Origin of the sequence: Limnochorda pilosa (assembly GCF_001544015.1) — a bacterium.
Lineage (GTDB): Bacteria > Bacillota > Limnochordia > Limnochordales > Limnochordaceae > Limnochorda > Limnochorda pilosa.
This window is the reverse complement of record NZ_AP014924.1, coordinates 489137-505375: the sequence shown is the minus strand read 5'-3', so window position 1 is coordinate 505375 and position 16239 is coordinate 489137. Positions and strand designations below refer to the sequence as shown.

General features: G+C 61.9%; 11 protein-coding genes and 1 pseudogene. 10 read left to right on the top strand and 2 right to left on the bottom strand.

Annotation, left to right across the window (positions count from 1 at the left end; translation table 11 throughout):
* The first annotated feature begins 15 nt into the window (after positions 1–15).
* The 10 genes and pseudogenes from LIP_RS02275 (at position 16) to LIP_RS02255 (ending at position 13293) form a co-directional block, all read left to right on the top strand.
* Positions 16–1362, top strand: coding sequence for an IS1380 family transposase (locus LIP_RS02275; RefSeq protein WP_068133798.1), 1347 nt, complete (start codon positions 16–18; stop codon positions 1360–1362).
* Between the two features lie 643 nt (positions 1363–2005).
* Positions 2006–3251, top strand: a pseudogene (locus LIP_RS02270) (ISL3 family transposase).
* Positions 3252–3472: 221 nt separating this feature from the next.
* Positions 3473–3673 (top strand): helix-turn-helix domain-containing protein, encoded by a 201-nt coding sequence (locus tag LIP_RS20295; RefSeq protein ID WP_158509528.1) that lies wholly within the window; start codon positions 3473–3475, stop codon positions 3671–3673.
* A 667-nt stretch (positions 3674–4340) separates the two neighbouring features.
* Positions 4341–5735: a DNA cytosine methyltransferase gene (locus tag LIP_RS02265; RefSeq protein WP_082725747.1), complete on the top strand. Its 1395-nt coding sequence runs from the start codon at positions 4341–4343 to the stop codon at positions 5733–5735.
* Positions 5732–7276 carry an ATP-binding protein gene (locus LIP_RS17365; RefSeq protein ID WP_158509527.1) on the top strand — a complete coding sequence of 515 codons (1545 nt, stop codon included), beginning with the start codon at positions 5732–5734 and terminating at the stop codon, positions 7274–7276. The genes LIP_RS02265 and LIP_RS17365 overlap by 4 nt, the downstream gene beginning before the upstream one ends.
* Positions 7277–7469: 193 nt before the next feature.
* The gene (locus LIP_RS17360) at positions 7470–9398 is read left to right on the top strand and encodes a Z1 domain-containing protein (RefSeq protein ID WP_158509526.1); all 1929 of its coding nucleotides are present in this window, start codon (positions 7470–7472) and stop codon (positions 9396–9398) included.
* Positions 9395–10465 carry a PD-(D/E)XK motif protein gene (locus LIP_RS20290; protein WP_082725744.1) on the top strand — a complete coding sequence of 357 codons (1071 nt, stop codon included), beginning with the start codon at positions 9395–9397 and terminating at the stop codon, positions 10463–10465. Before LIP_RS17360 ends, LIP_RS20290 begins: the two co-directional genes overlap by 4 nt.
* 273 nt (positions 10466–10738) lie before the next feature.
* Positions 10739–11440: an A/G-specific adenine glycosylase gene (locus LIP_RS20285; protein ID WP_144440290.1), complete on the top strand. Its 702-nt coding sequence runs from the start codon at positions 10739–10741 to the stop codon at positions 11438–11440.
* Between the two features lie 331 nt (positions 11441–11771).
* Complete coding sequence (locus LIP_RS02260) at positions 11772–12374, top strand: DUF4277 domain-containing protein (protein WP_068133796.1); 603 nt, start codon at positions 11772–11774, stop codon at positions 12372–12374.
* Positions 12316–13293, top strand: a complete 978-nt coding sequence (locus tag LIP_RS02255; protein ID WP_144440289.1) for an IS1634 family transposase — start codon at positions 12316–12318, stop codon at positions 13291–13293. Before LIP_RS02260 ends, LIP_RS02255 begins: the two co-directional genes overlap by 59 nt.
* 579 nt (positions 13294–13872) lie before the next feature.
* Here LIP_RS02255 and LIP_RS02250 read toward each other — a convergent pair.
* Both LIP_RS02250 and LIP_RS19905 read right to left on the bottom strand, forming a co-directional pair.
* Entirely contained in the window at positions 13873–14172 is a 300-nt protein-coding gene (locus LIP_RS02250; RefSeq protein WP_068133790.1) for a hypothetical protein, read from the bottom strand.
* Between the two features lie 158 nt (positions 14173–14330).
* Positions 14331–16229, bottom strand: coding sequence for an FAD-dependent oxidoreductase (locus LIP_RS19905; RefSeq protein ID WP_198409656.1), 1899 nt, complete (start codon positions 16227–16229; stop codon positions 14331–14333).
* Between the last annotated feature and the right edge of the window lie 10 nt (positions 16230–16239).

Below are 16239 nucleotides of genomic sequence, written 5' to 3'. Positions count from 1 at the left end.
AGGCGCACCTTCCGGGTGAACGATTCGACGGCTTCCCCCCTGATGTCCTTCCCCGCACCGCAGATCGAGGAGCGCTTCGACAAACACGGTCTCACGGCGTTCGGCGGGGCGAACCTGTTGGTGGACCTCTTCGACCATCTCGGGCTCCCTCAGTGCCTGGAGCGGCACCTCACCCCCAAGTCTCTGTGGGCCACCTACTCCCGGACCACCGAGGTGGAGTACCTGATCCTGAAGGCCGCCCTGGGGATGGGCCGTATCGTCGAGACCGCCGAACTGAAGCACGACCCGCTCCTGGCGGCCAAGCTGCGGCTGAAGAAGCTGCCCCACCCCGCCACCGGCTACCGGGCGCTGGATCGCTTCGGGAGCCGCCGGGAGGTGGCGGGGCTGGAGGGTGTCCACCGGGAGATGCTCCACCCTCTCCTCCGGAATTGCGGTGGGGCCATCGTAGACATCGACAACACCGTGGAGACGGTCCACGGCCGCCAGCAGGGAACGGCCGTGGGCTACAACCCCCGCTACCATGGCCGGCGAAGCTACCAGCCCTTCGTCGCTTTCGAAGGGCAGAGCCGGGCGCTGTTGCACGCTGCCCTGCGCTCGGGGAAGACCCCGAACGCCCGGGAGGTCATCCGCTTCCAAGCCAAGAAGCAGCTCCCGGAGGGCTTCCCGGTCCGCTTCGTCCGAGGAGACGCCCACTTCGGCACGGAAGCCCTGCTGGAGGAGCTGGAGGCCGAGGAGAGGCGAACGGGCCACAAGGTGGCCTACGCCCTCAAGCTGAGGCTGAACCCGCACCTGCAGAGCCAGGTCTTCAAGCCTCTCGCGTGGCGGCGGCTCGCGAGCAGCGACGAGCCGATCATCGAGGCCGCCTCGGTCACCTACCAGGCTCCCAGGTGGAAGCGGAGCCGGCGGGTGGTCTTCATCCGCGCCCAGAGGGCACCCGGGCCCTCCTTCGAGCCCGCCCAGCGTTTGCTCTTCGAAGCGTCCGCCTGGGAGTACCAGGCGATCTTCACCAGCGAGGACTGGGACGAGGAGGACGTCTGGCACTTTTACAATCAGCGCTGCACCGCCGAGAACGGGATCAAGGAGCTGAAGGAGGGGCTCGGCATCGACTCCATCGGCAAGGCCACCTTCTGGCCCAATGCGGCGGACCTGCTGATCAAGGGCATCGCCTACAACTTGCTGCTCCGGCTGAAGGTGCTGGCCCCGGCGCCCTATCGCCACTACACCGCGACCCGCCTGCAACGGACCTTGCTCCGGGTACCGGCCTTGCTGGTGCGCCACGCACGGCGGCTCACCCTCCGCCTGCCGGCGCTCTGGGTGCACCGGCCAGCCTGGGAGGCCGTCCGGCTCGCTCTGAGTACATAGCGTACTCCGAACGCTGCCGGCAAGGTGCGACAGCTACCGTTGGGAGCAGGTGGCTCGGGCAGCCGCGTCCTTCTGGCGCCCTCTGCCCCGTTGCTCACGCCGTTTCGCCCATCTCCCTGCACCGTGCACCGCCTTCCTCATGGCGCCTAGCGGCTCATATTTCCAGCTTGCAGAGCAAATTACCGTCAACAGCACTCTATTCCTCACGATCTCGTGTTCGATTCTCGTCCATCGAAGGGACCCGTGCAAAATCTGGGGTTAAGCTGGATCACCTATGCAACTCCGTACTCTGCGCCCTCTGAGCCTCTCTTATCCGGAGGGATCACGCCTAGGAATACCGGTCAAGCGCCCTACGCAACTCCGAGTTTGACCGCACAGGCGAAACCCGTCAAGCAGCCTGGACACACGCCACCCACGCCGCTCCGTATGGTGGCCCCTCGCTGTTCTTAATGGGTAGCGAGATGAGTGGAAGGATACACGCCCAGCGGCTCGAAAGGGTGCTGCATCTTTTCCCCGGGCCAAGAGGGATAGATCGCTCGTAGGCTGCGGCGTCAAGGGCGGCGAAGGCGGCCGGAGGCGAACCCTTGGCGCCGCAGCCTACGAGCGGTACGATGGAGGGCCCTGGGGGTCCGGAGGCAGAGAGATGGCCCCGCGTCGGCGTTCCAACCGAGACGACAGCAAGTCGCTGTTCAGTGTGGCCCTGGGGTTGGTACCGCCCTGGAAGGTGGTCAAGGTCCAGTTCTCCCCGGAAGAGAAGCAGTTCCATCTCTGGGTGGACTTCGAACGGGGCGCGAGTTCGCCTGCCCCGCTGCGGCGCTGAGGGGGCGGGTACGACACCGCTGAGAAGGCCTGGCGGAACCTCAACTTCTTCGAGCACCGCAGCTACCTCCACGCCTGGGTCCCTCGGGTCAATGCCCCCAATGCGCGGCGATCACCAGGTGGAGGTCCCCTGGAGCCGCCCCGGGAGCGGCTTCACCCTCCTCTTCGAGGCCATGATCGTCGCCATGGCCCGTGAGATGCCGGTCAACGCCCTGGCGAAGATGGTGGGTGAGCACGACACGCGGCTCTGGAGGATCATCCGCCACCACACCGCGGAGGCGGTCGAAAGGCAGGACCTCTCGGAGGTACGGCGGGTGGGGGTGGACGAGACGGCGAGCCGGCGTTGGCACCACTACATCACCCTCTTCCTGGACCTGGAGCGGGTTCGCATGATCTTTGGGACCTCCGGCAGGGACAGAGGGACAGTGGCCGCCTTCGCTGGCCATCTGGCCAGGCACGGGGGGAACCCGGAAGTCATCGCGGAGGTCACCTGCGAGATGTCGCCCGCCTACATCCACGGGACCCAAGAGTACCTCCCCAACGCCCGGATCACCCTTGACCGGTTCCACATCATGAAGCTGGCCAACGACGCCGTCGACGAGGTCCGGCGGGACGAGGTGAAGACCAACCCGCTCCTCAAGAAGACCCGTTAGCTGTGGCTGAAGAACCCCAGCAGCCTGAAGCCGCGCCAGAGCCAACAGCTCGAGAGCCTGCGCCAGCATCACCTGAAGACGGCCCAGGCCTACCAGATGAAGCTCAGCCTCCAGGACTTCTTCGAGCAACCGGATCGGGCGACGGAAGAGGCCTTCCTGAAGCGATGGTACTTCTGGGCGACCCACAGCCGCCTCGAGCCCATGATCCGCGTGGCCAAGACCATCAGGCAGCACCAGGAGGGTGTCCTCGCCTGGTTCGAACACCGGCTGACCAACGCCATGCTGGAAGGGATGAACAGCCTCCTCCAGGCCGCCAAAGCCCGGGCCCGCGGCTACCGCTCCGACGCCAACTTCCTCGCGATGGCTTACCTGAACGCCGGAAAGCTTCAATTCCAACTTCTAGCCCACTCATGGTAGCGAAGACCCTGTATGGTGTCCGGCGTAGATGAGATCTCGCTGGACATCAGTGTCTTCACGAGGAGCGGATCTGGAGCCCTGCGTGCAGCCTCGTACTCACTAGAAGGAAAGTTCTGCTACGCCCTCGAACGTGTGGGATCAAGGGCCGTCAATCCGCCGGCGCCAGAAGGGGGTAGAATGAGACGCCCAGGGACCTGCATGCCGGCACAGGAGCCACCAGTGTGTCTTTGGGAAGCCGTGTAAGGAAGACCCGCCAACTCCGCGGCCTAACGCAGAAGGAACTTGCCGGAAACCGGCTTAGCAAGTCTATGATCAGCCAGATCGAGAATGATAGAGTGGCGCCGTCGCTGGACACCCTAGAGTATCTCGCTGAACGATTGGGAATGCCAGTAGCTGCACTCCTCGATGATACAGCCATTTAAGGCCGCACAGACCGCGAAGATCGAACAGTGGACATGGCGGGTGCACTGCTCAACCTGGCTGAGGCTACAGAACGCCTGGCAGTAATCCTCCGGGACTTGGCAACGTCGGTCTCAGACGCCACACCCGATACTTCTCGCAGTTCGTAGTACTCCTCTTGGAGGTACCTGCCTTGAAGCGACCGGCAGTCAATTGGAAGCGGTCGAGCGTTTCACCGTGGGGGGCGTGCCGAGGCTACCACGGTTCCAGTCATAGCCAGAAACGCCGGGTGCATGAGCGTCGTCTTGAGGATCGCCGGGTGGATGGCTCTCGGACCGCTGTACCGACTGGGAAGCGTTGTCCAGTGCCGATCGTGAGTGGCGCTCCCAGCAATGGACACAGTCGTCTTCCAGGGCCGGTCCCACTGGGCTTTGCGGCGTCCCGCACAGAAGGAGGATTCACGCGAGCGAACGAGAATCCGTAGCCCAAAGAGGCAGGATTCGGGGGCGGCCCACGCCCATCAGCCCGATTCCTGTTGTTGTGTCAGGCCTGTCGCAAGGCGGTACGGGCACCGGGCAGTCCAGAGTGCGAAGTCGGAGCGGTCCAGAGTGCAGTCGCTTAGTTGCACAGGACTTTGGGTTAGCAACATTATGACCGGGAGTCCGTTCTAGAGGAAGGACGCGAACGTACATGAAGTTCATCGATCTCTTTGCAGGCCTTGGTGGCTTCCATCTCGCTATGCGCCGCCTCGGACATACTTGTGTCTTCGCTTGCGAGATCGATCCAACTCTTCGTGCGCTCTACGAACAGAACTTCCGTCTGCCCGTGGCCGGAGACATTCGGGCAGTTACGGCACAGGATATCCCGTCTCACGACATTCTTTGCGCCGGATTCCCGTGTCAGCCTTTCTCCAAAGCAGGGAGCCAGAACGGCTTCGACGACCCCACGTCTGGAGACCTCCTCTATGAAATACTTCGCCTGATTCGCTATCATCGCCCGCCATACCTGATCCTCGAAAACGTCCCCAACTTCGAGCGCCACAACCACGGACGGACGTGGGGGACTGCGGAACGGTTGCTTCGCACAGAGGGGTATGACGTGCGGAGCACGAAGCTGTCGCCACATCATTTCGGCATTCCCCAGATTCGTGAACGCATATACATCGTCGCAAGCCGACACAGTCTCGACCTATTCAAGTGGCCGCAGCCGGACCAAACTGTACCGCCCTCAAGTATTCGAGACGTTCTGGACCATAACCCACCCGATGCGCGGAAGATTCCGCAACACGTCGCCGAATGCCTAGAAGTATGGCAGGAATTGCTCGACTGGCTTCCACGAGATGAGAAAGTCCCGCATCCACTGTGGGCGATGGAATTCGGCGCTACTTACCCCTACGAGGAGAGAACGCCGTTTGCGACACCTCTTCGAACCCTCTGGCGGTATACAGGCTCCTTAGGGTACCAGCTGACTGGCCGGACGCGCGAAGACGTCTTCGATTTGCTCCCTTCACACGCCCGGTCCCAGCAACAACGCTTTCCCAAGTGGAAAGTAGGATTCATACGTAAGAATCGCGAGTTCTATGCGCGGCATCGGAATTGGTTGGATGAATGGAAGATGAAGATCGCGCGGTTCCCGTCAAGCTTTCAGAAACTCGAATGGAACTGTCAACAAGACTATCCCCGCAGAATCGATCGTTGTGTTATCCAGATCCGCGCCTCAGGCGTGCGGCTCAAGCGACCAACAACATCCCCATCATTGGTTGCAATGACTTCTACGCAGGTCCCAATCATTGGGTGGGAGAGACGTTACATTACTCCTACCGAGTGTAAGCGACTGCAAAGCATGGAAGACCTGCCTAACCTGCCCGACAGGCCTAGCAAGGCTTATGAGGCTCTCGGGAACGCCGTCAATGTAACCGTCGCAGAGTTGGTTGGTCGTGCTTTGTTCGAGGCACCAGAACAGCAACGGTCTCTGTTCGCGGCGGTACCCTCACTTCACGAAGAAGAGCCTGTTGTGGAATCCACCACTGTGGAGTCCGCCGCGCCGAGGGGGGATCGACTGGCATGCCTGAAGGGCGCTCCGTGACCACCGTCAATATCCGCCCGGCAGTTAGCGTCTATGCAACGTATCGAAGGCTTAGCTACAAGCCCTGGTACGCCATCGCGGAGTTCATGGACAATGCGACTCAGAGTTACTTCGACCACCGCGAGGCATTACTCGAGGCCTATCGTGGAGAAGACCCAGACCATCTCCACATTGAAGTCGTTTACGACGCCGATGCGAACAGTCTCACCATCCGGGATAACGCGCATGGGATGAATGTTGAGGAGTTGACCAGGGCTGTAGTGCTTGACAGCCCCCCGCCAAATCGAACCGGGCGATGTGAGTACGGGATGGGTCTCAAGACGGCAGCATGTTGGTTTGGGAGCACCTGGACAATCCGAACCACTCGACTGGACGAGCCCAGCGAACTCGAGGTAACCGTGCATGTTCCCGACCTTATCGATCGCAAGTACGAGTCCCTGAACATCATAGAGCGCAGCGCCCCGCGTTCTAGCCACTACACTGTTATCGCTATTCAGGGACTGTACAAACCCATTCGTGGTCGCACACCGGCGCGCATCAGAGATCAACTCGGTAGCATGTACCGTCAAGACCTGCGGTCTGGTGAGATCGAGATTCTTTGGAACGGAGGACCCATTAGCTTCCAAGAGCCCCCTATTCTGGAGGAAGAAGTCGACGGCGAGCGGATTACGTGGCGAAAACCACTCTCCTTCGTGGTGCCGGCCGAGCTAGCGAGTTCACCGTTGCGCGTCACCGGGTGGGTCGGGATACGCATACCCGGTAACCAGCGTGACGCGGGTTTTGCTCTCCTCCGGAGGGGGCGTGTCGTGGTAGGCGGGCCTGGTGAGGGCTACAAGCCGACTGAGATTTTCGGACAGGGCAACACTTTTCGTTCTCAACGACTGGTCGGCGAGCTTCACCTAGACGAATGGCCCGTTACTCAGGCTAAGGACGCTTTTGACTGGTCGGGAGGGCTTGAGGACGCGTTCATAGATGCTCTCAAGAGCGCATGTCAGGATTACATGGACAGGGCTGAGGGATACCGTGAGCGTGGCCGCTCAGTCAGCAGCAGCGACATGGAGTTTGCATCGGAAAGACCGCGGCGTGTTTTCACTGATACCCGTTTTGGCTCAGCGATCGCACAGGAACTGAAGTTCCCCGATCCACCTGCAAGGGAAGTAGAGGAGACGCGTGACGTCGTGAAGCTTCGGGATGTTAGCGCCGGGCCCGTGCAGTACAGTCTAGACGTTGGTTCCGATACCTGGACCTTCAAGTTGCATTGGCAAGACCAACTGAGCGAAGCGCACTGGATGCACGTGCACTATCCGCAGGATCACGAGATCCACGTCTTCCTCAATATGGCGCACCCATTCTTTGCACCGTATCTGCATCGACCAGAGTTCCTGGAACTCCTGCAGACATTCGTATTGGCCCTTGCCCTAGCTGAAAAGATGGCACGGCAGACCTCTTCTAATGGTCTTGTTGCGCCTAGTGATTTCAGGAATTACATGAACAAGATCCTTCGACGCGCGTCTGAGATTGAGGTGAATCATGGAGACTAATCGTGCGGGCTTGGATCCCTTGGTGCCATCACCTCACTCTGCGGTGCGCTTGGACGGTCCGGAAATCCAGCGCCTCCGCCAAGTGTATGCTGATCGCGTCAGCGACGCTGACTGGCAGCGCGTAGTCACAACCGCCGGTACAGTGTTGGCTTACTGTCCCAGTCCTCAGGGACCACCTAACCGGTCTACGGGCTTGGCACTGGGTAAGGTGCAGAGTGGGAAAACCCTCTCGTACACAAGCCTCATAGCACTTGCGATCGATAATGGCTACCGCATCATCGCGGTACTCTCTGGCACAAAGCAGACGCTGCTTGAGCAGACGTATAACCGACTCTGTGATGATCTTGGGGCGAATCGACTATCTCTTGCGGCCTTCAAGAACCCAACGCCACCCGACCTAGATGTCATTCAAGGTGTGGTAAACCAAGCTGGAAGTGCCGTCCTCGTCACGCTCAAGAACCCTACGCGCCTCGCCAACCTCCGGCGTATTCTTGGGGACCCCGAGTTGGACAATTACCCGATGCTGATCATAGATGACGAAGGCGATGAGGCTTCTCTCAACACCCAGTTCAGGCGTGGGAGGATGTCGGCCGTTTACAGAGGCATTCTCGAACTAAGGGACGAGCTCCCACACCATGCTTATGTTGCCTACACAGCAACTCCACAGGCCAACCTCTTGATCCCCATCATTGATGGACTGTCACCTGATTTCGGCGTGCTGCTTGAGCCAGGCAGCGGCTACTGCGGAGGCGGCGTCTTCTTCGGGCAAGACCAGGACCAGTATGTCAGGGATATCCCTGCTGACGAAGCTGATGATGAGGACTCCCAAGGAATACCTGCATCGCTCCGATTGGCGATAGCAACCTTTTTAGTTGGAGCCGCGGTACGCCATTTGCGAGAGCCGCAAGGCCGGCACGCTATGCTGATTCATACTGCACAACGGCGCGAGAGTCACAGACGTATGCACGAGGCAGTTCGCAATCTGCTATCTCTCTGGCGTAGTAACCTTACACTGCCTTCCACCGATCCCGCGCTAGTAGAGTTGGATGCGCTCTTTCGCCAAGGCTACGATGACCTCAGTCGTACAGTTGAGCATATCCCAGACTGGGCAAGCGTTCGACAACAGCTTCCAAATGAATTGGCTGTCGAAGTCTGGCTGGTGAATAGCCTACCCGTTGGTAGTGATCCTATTCGAACTTCCTTTCGCTTGCGCAATAACATCCTTGTCGGAGGGAACATGCTGGGACGAGGCGTCACTATTGATGGCCTGGCTGTAAGCTACATCACACGCCGCGCGAGGACTGAGACCAACGCTGACACCCTCGAGCAGCGGGCGCGGTGGTTTGGGTACAAGGAGTCATACCTTGACTTGTGTCGCATCTTCCTTCCACCGCAACTGCGCCGCGACTACACTGAGCTTCTTCAGCACGAGGACGACTTCTGGGATGCTCTAAGGCGCAATGAGCGCCAGGGCCTGTCAATTCGAGAGTGGCCGCGTATGTTTAGCCTGGATATATCTATGGGATTGCGCCCTACGCGATCCTCTGTTGCGAGTTATCGGCAGTTCAGAGGCCAGGGCTGGGACGTGCAGCAGATTGTTGTCGAAGACCCGGTTCGAGCGCAGCAGAATGTCGCGCACGTGGTCCGGTTCTTCTCTGTTCATAGGCCGCAGGCCCATCAGTTTGGCAATGTTGAGCACCACCTCTTGGCCAACTGCGATACCACCGTGGTCGTTCATGACCTCCTTGGGCGGCTTGACATGGACGGAACAGACTGGGAGGCAACCTACACCAACGAGTTTCTTACTAGGCTCTTTGTTGCGGGCGCCTTGCCGAACCTGGATGTCCTACTGATGTCCGGCGGTCGTCCACGGAGGCGGACAAAGCTGGATAACGGTCGAATCAACCCGATGCAGGGCCGGTCACCCGGGAGATCACTCGACGACCCGGAGTACTATCCCGGAGATAGCGGTCTGCACGGGAACCGTGTGCAGCTCCAGGTGCACATCATACGACTGGAGGTCCCTGATGCACCCAATTCGCTGGAAACGACGGCCCTAGCTCTCTACGTTCCGGCGGATAACGCTCACTACGATCTGCATTATGTGGTGGGGAGTCCATGACACTTGTTGATCTCCTTCGGGCGCTCGTACAGCGCCCAACAGACCACACTTACACTATAGCCCGCATTCCTTGCGAAAGCGAGGCATACCTTGGGGTAGACGCGAGTGGACGGCCAGCACTCTTTGTCCCCGCGCGGGGAACGCACTTTCGCCCGGCGCTTCGAACCCGCAGCGTTGCCCTAGAGTTGTCGAGAGATTACAGGGTTATCGAACTCGGCCAGGAGGACGGAAATGCCCGGACGGTAACATTGCACGCGCTGTCGTGCGTGACTACTGACACGAAGGAAACCGACACATTCCTCCATGTACTGGATGGTTTCTTGGCGGAGTACGGCACCCGTAGCGATATTGACGCTGATCTACTAACCGACTTCTTGGGGACGCTGGTATCGTTGTTCGCCACAACACCGGGCAACGACCTCGCCGCGGAGCGGCAGGGCCTATGGGGCGAGTTATTCGTCATGCATCGTGTGCGAGGATTCCAATTCTGGGCACCGTTCTGGCACAAACATTCTACAGATCGGTTCGACTTCAAAGAACCTCGTGGAAGGTGCTGCGTGGAGATCAAGACCGGGCTTGGGCCCAGACGAGTCCATCGGTTCTCGCACCATCAACTCTTTCCGACTTCCGGGGAACAGATTGCGATTGCGTCTGTCTTGGTCCAAGAGGACCCGAACGGACTCACCCTAGCGCGGCTCATCTGCGACGCAAGACAGTCACTACGTGGAACAGAGGCCTACATCACCCTCGAACGCGCCGTAAGGCGCGCAGGAATGGATTCACCTGGAGAACGAGGCCCAGCCTACGATGTTGACGCAGCCTCGACTGATCTGGCCTGGTACTGGGCAAGCGAGGCTCCGCGATTCGAAATGGCGGAACCGCCAGGAGTCTCGGGCACTCAGTATAGGGTTGATCTTGACCTGGCGCATCGGATCGATCAAACGGACCTAGACGCATGGCTAGATACATGGTCGATGGGTCCGGGCCGCACCGGAGCCGGTGACCATGCCATTAGGCAGCCGACACCGGAACCTAGGGACTTAGCTAGGCATTCAGGGACCTCCTGAACGTAGCATCGGCCCTTCATCACGTGGCCGCTAGGCTATGGTAGAGTCTTAAACACCAGAACTCGCCAATTCCTGGCCGCTGAATGACAGTTCCTTTCACGCCAGCGACTATAGCGAAAGACGCGACAACAGCACTGTACGCGCGAACGGATGAGCGCTGGAGAGAGACCACTGATACACTGGTAATGGTGAAGCGGGTCGCCGAACTATAGCAAGGCTGCACTCGTTAAGCTTGTGTTCGTTTGAGTGGCGGACAGGCGTCACCCGTTCGAGATGACTACACAGGCCGTGCACGAGAAGATGATACACTCTATGCGAGACACCTCTTGGCGGCGCAAGACGACCGCCACTGTAGTATACTGGTTCCGCCGGAACGGACGGCACTACCCGTGGCGCACGTCAACCGATCCATTCCATGTCCTGCTCGCTGAGATTCTCCTTCGCCGAACTCAAGCAGACAGAGTGGTCCCCACCTACCTCGAGTTGACGCACCGATTCCCAAGTCCGATGGCGATGGCCAGAGCGAACCCCCAATCGCTGCGCCGCTTGCTTCAGCCCTTGGGACTAGTGCGCCGAGCGGACTGCATAATCGAGACGTCCAGGCTGTTAGTGCGGCAACATGCCGGTAGAGTCCCACGGAATCTTGAAGCACTTTTGCAACTTCCTGGCGTCGGTGCCTACAGTGCCCGTGCTGTTCTCTGTACGGCCTTCAACGATCCTGTTCCAATGGTAGACGAGAGCAGCGGCAGGCTAATGCGTAGACTCATGGACCTGCCGGGTCGCGGCGCCGCGTACGCTGATCATCGCCTCCGTAGAGCAGCCGAGGAGTTCCTCCCGAAGCACCGCAGCAAGGAATTCAATCTCGGCATTCTCGATATTGCAGCTGCTTTCTGCCGCCCGACCAAGCCACTCTGCAAGGCGTGCCCAGTAGCCCACCTGTGCGAGCACTCTTCCCGTCTGTCAATGGCCACTTGAAAACCCGCACTCTTGGCCATGAAAAACCCGCAAGGTCATCGCCGTTCGAGCGCAACGCGCGCTCTCCTGGTACGAGAGCCGGAGACTCACTCCGCAGGCGTGGGTGGCCGGATCCGTGAACGCATGCGATAGCTGTCCCCCTTGAGCCCGCATTCCGCACCCTTTCTTGGCAGGAACCCGATGGTTTTGAGGTGAATTAAGAGCAAGGTCCCGAATCGTTATTCGAAACTTGCCGCGAGCAAAGCGGGTTTTGCAATTAAGGCTTTGGGCCTTCTAACAGGATCTGGCGGGCCAGGTGCGAAGCCTCTCCCTCGAAAGCGAGGGAGCGCCCTTGGAGCCGAGACGGGAGCGGCTGGTGGTTCGGCAGGGCGGTGCGCCCGCCCTGCTCGCCCGGGTCTGCCAGCAGCTGCGCATCCGCCGTATCGTCAACGCCATGGTCGGCTGGGACCCCAAGCAGTGCAAGGCCTCGCCCGGGACGCTCGTCGTCGCGCTCATCCTCAACATGCTGGTCGCCCGCGAGCCGCTTTACAAAGTGAAGGAGTTCTACCGGCGGAGGGACCTGGGGCTCCTCTTCGAGGAGCCGGTGGAGGTGGAGGCCCTCAACGACGATGCCCTGGGGCGAACGCTGGACCGGCTGGCCGCCATCGACCTGCCCCAACTGGTCCAGAGCGTGGGGCTCTCGGCGGTCCACCTGGGAGAGATGGAGGTCCGCTCCATCCACGCCGACACCACTCCGGTCTCCGTCTACGGCGAGTTCGAGCCGACTCCGGGGGACCAGAAGTTCGTGGAGGCCCACCCCGAGAAGCGGCTGGTGAAGATCACCCACGGCCAGCAAGCAGCACCGTCCAGACCTCAAGCAGTTCGTCTCGGGGCTGATGGTCTCGAAACAAGGCGTGCCGCTGATGGGGACCATCGGGGATGGGAACCTGAGTGACAAGATCTGGAATCGAGAGATGATCGAGAGCCTGGAGCAGAGCTTCCTGGATCCCCGCTCTGTCGTCTATGTGGCCGACTCGAGCCTGGTCACCGCGAAGAACCTCCAGCGGATGGCCCAATCGAAGGTCCGCTTCATCTCCCGGATCCCTGAGACGTTCAAGGCGGCGGGCGAGGTGAAGGCGAGGGCCTTTGCCGAGGACCGGTGGCAGGCCATCGGCAGGCTCGCCCGGACCCGGCGGAACGGGGCGTTCTACCACGCGGTCTCCTACCGCCACGCGCTGGCGGGCGGCACCTACCGGCTCACCGTAGTCCGCTCCTCGTCGCTGGACAAGCGGAAGGAGAAGAAGCTCGAGCGGCTCATCCGGACCGAGCAAGAGGCGATGCAGCGGGCGGCCCGGGAGCTGATGGGGCGGCGCTTCAGCTGCCAGGCGGACGCCGAGGCCGCCCTGGCGGCCTTCCAGAAGGCCCACGAGGACGCGCTCCACACCACCCGAGGACTGGTGATCGGCTACACCGAAGAGAAGCGGCCCCGGGGCCGGCCGCGCGAAGGTATGGTCTACCCCAAGGAGACCCACTACCAGGTGGAGATCCGTCTCTTCGCGCCGAGCGAGGAGGCGAGAAAAGCGTGGCTCGAGCGGGAGAGCGCCTTCGTCTTGATCAGCAACCTCCCCGAGGACGAGTGGAGCGACACCGCGCTCCTCGAAGAGTACAAGGGCCAGACGAAAGTGGAGCAGGGGCGCCCTGGGGCTAAAGATGAAGTACCTCTTGGGCTACATCTGGTCGCGTTTCCCGGGAAATGTCTGCGAGATCCGGCGCTCCGACTGCGAGGATCCCAAGAAGCGCGAGGTGCTCGAGCGGTTCTTCGTGGGCAGCGCGATGGGGCACGAGCTCGCCCTGGCCAATCCGACGGCTCGTGATGGAGGAAAAGGGGCCCACCCCCATCAACCCGAGCTCCAGAAGTTCGCGATGACGAAGGGAGCCGAAAGGAAGGTCATGAACAGCATTCATCGAGGGGTTCTCCCACGCCGGCGAAACCATTCGACAACCCTACCGTAATTGTAACGAGCAGCAGCGGCCGCCGCGACAATCAGCAAGACGGTCACCACCCCAATCAGTAGAACGGCGACGTTCCCGACAATGAAATCCCTCCTCCGATCTGACTTCGCCCTTTCCTTACGACTACCCACATCGGGTCCCTCCTCCCGAGGTAGGTCCTCGACATCGTCATCCCGTCCGCCTAGCGCATGTCCAGGATGGCCCTCACCTTGAAGCCATCCTCTTCTCGCACCAGAATCGCCACGGATCCCGTTGCGTAGCCCAGGAAGACATCGACGTCGGCCACGACAGCAATACCGCCCTGGGACAGGATGCACGGAGAGCATGACGGAATAGATTCGAAGAGACGAATGAGTCGCAGGATCAATTCAGAAGTCGGAGGGAAACCATACCCTTGGGCCCCATCGGAGAGCACCTCGGACAGTCCAGCCGCTCCTCCCTCATACGCAACCGCCGAGGTCTCCTCCGTCAGGGCGGAAAAAAGATCCCGAAAGACGATAGGGATCTTCGGCGGGTACCGATATGCTCCCGTCGACCGGGACCTCGTCCCTTGCGTAGTGGTACCGAACGTTCTTGCCGCGCATCAGGCCGCCGGTCACGAAGTTTCTGATCACGACCAATCCGTCTTCGGAGGTGCCGGCGCGTGGGTCGGAGAGAAAGCTCTGCAGGGCCGCCCACGCCCCTTCACCGGAATCGCTGAGAACGATCCCTTGTGAAGCCAGCAACAGCAGCACCAGCACGAAACCCCGTGCCCTGAGCAGTCTCGTTGGTGCTAGGCCACCGACGCGGCCACCATCGAGATGGCGGTCGCCTCGCGCCAAGGAGAGCTGTGGGCTCTCCGCCTTACCTGAAGATCTGCAGCACGCCCGTGCCACTCTCCCAGGAATGCACCCGACCGTCAGTACACCCGCACCTCGAAGATCCGTGCGGCCGGGAAGCCCTGGGTTCCCAGCACCTCCACCCGCAGGGCGGTGAACCGCTGGGTTCCGGCCGCTGCCGAGAGGTCGTGCACCCGCTTCCTCTGGTAGTTCTCCTCGGTCCGGGCGAGCTCCACCACCCTGCCGTCGGCTGTCGTTCCCTTCAACACGTAGTCGGCCACCGTCTCGGGCTGGGGACCGCGAATCATCAGGGCCGTCTCGCTGTCGCTCTGGGAGAGCGCAAGCCTGCGATGCAGGCCGGTATCGAAGGTCAGGTGGACTTCGCGCAGCGGGACCGGCTCCGCCCAGCGAAGCTCGAGCCACTGCGGCTCACGCAGCCGCCGGGGCCGGGCCAAGCGTTCCGGGGGGCTGCTGCCTCTGGGCGTCTGGAGCCACCGGGCCGCCGCCTCGTCGATCTCCTCTTCGGGCCGGCCCTGCCAATAGTGGCTCCCTTCCGCAGTACGGCGCGTCACCCCATCGAGGACGCGGGCCGCGGGCGCGTCCGAAGCCTCGGACGAGGCTCGGACGGAGGCACGGCGTGCCAGATCCAGCGGGTCCTCGTTCCGCACGCCGATGAGGTAGGCGTCCTGGAGGAGGAGGGTCTGCTGGAGCCGCCCCAGGGCCGCGGGGTCGTTACGCAGCTCCCGGGGCGAGAGGCCCTCCTCCAGGCAGCGGGCGGCCGCGGCGCCTACCGCCTGGCCGATGACGCTGCAGGTGGCCATCACCCGGGTGGAGGCGAAGGCCACGTGGGTCGCGCTGATGTTCCTCCCCGCCATGAAGAGGTTGGGGACGTTCCGGGAGTAGAGGCTGCCGAGCGGGATGCTGTAGAGCTGCCGCAACCCGTGCTGCACGCAGGGCGGGTCGGGCGAGAAGACCCCTTCGGGCGGGTGGAGGTCGATGGGCCAGCCGCCGTACGCCACCCGGTCCGGGAAGAGCACGGCCTCCTGCACGTCCTGCTGGGTGAGCACGTGGTCCCCCAGGAAGCGGCGGGACTCCCGCTTGCCGGGCACCATCCCCACCCACTCCAGAGCCCACGGGGCCGAGTCCGGGTGGAGGCCGCTGTTCTTCACGTGATCCCAGATGCCCAGGGCGATGGCCAGGAGCTCGTCCCGGATCCGCTCGTTGTCGCGGATGGTGTCGAGCTCCCCTCCCCACTCGAGCCACCAGTAGCCGTACTCGTAGTCCACATGTGGCCGGTGGGGGAGGTCCTCCTCGTGGAACCGGCGGATCCACGGGGGAGGCACGAAGGGCATGGGCCGGTCGTGGCGCCGGGCCATGAGGAGGAGCGTGCTTCCGAGGACCTTGGTGTCGGCCGCCTCGGGCGCCAGCGACTCGCCGAACTCGTGGCGGGCCTCCCGGCCCACCCGGTACTCGGCGCCGGCCTCCACTCCCAGCCGCCCGTCGCCCGTGGCGTCCACGAAGAGGGGCGCCTCGATGCGGAACCGCTCTTCGGTGGAGGGGCGCGTGGCCAGCGCCGCCCGGATGCGGCCGCTTGCCTCCATCTCCACCCCGTCCACGTAGGTGTTGAGGAGCAGCGTGAGCTCCGGCTCCCGGCGAATGGCCTCGTACAGGATGAGGTCCCACATGCTGGGCGACCTTTGCGGGTTGCGCACCGCCTCCTCCAAGCGGAGCTCCTCGATGATCCCGCTCTCGCGGTTGTCCAGCCCGTCGCGCAGCATGTCGGCCCCGCAGGTGTGCATGCGGACCTCGCTGGACGAGTTGCCGCCCAGCACGGACCGATCCTGCACCAGCACCACTGAAAGCCCGTTCCGCGCCGCGCTGATGGCGGCGCTGACGCCGGCCAGCCCCCCGCCCGCCACGAGCAGATCCGCCTGCAACCCGCTCTGGCGGTGGGTTCGCGCTGCCTGATTCGAGATCAACCGCCGCACC

Coding starts and splice junctions, on each gene's coding strand:
- LIP_RS02265 (WP_082725747.1), top strand. CDS start 4,341: ATGAAGTTCATCGATCTCTTTGCAGGCCTTGGTGGCTTCCATCTCGCT.
- LIP_RS20290 (WP_082725744.1), top strand. CDS start 9,395: ATGACACTTGTTGATCTCCTTCGGGCGCTCGTACAGCGCCCAACAGAC.
- LIP_RS20285 (WP_144440290.1), top strand. CDS start 10,739: ATGACTACACAGGCCGTGCACGAGAAGATGATACACTCTATGCGAGAC.
- LIP_RS02255 (WP_144440289.1), top strand. CDS start 12,316: ATGGTCTCGAAACAAGGCGTGCCGCTGATGGGGACCATCGGGGATGGG.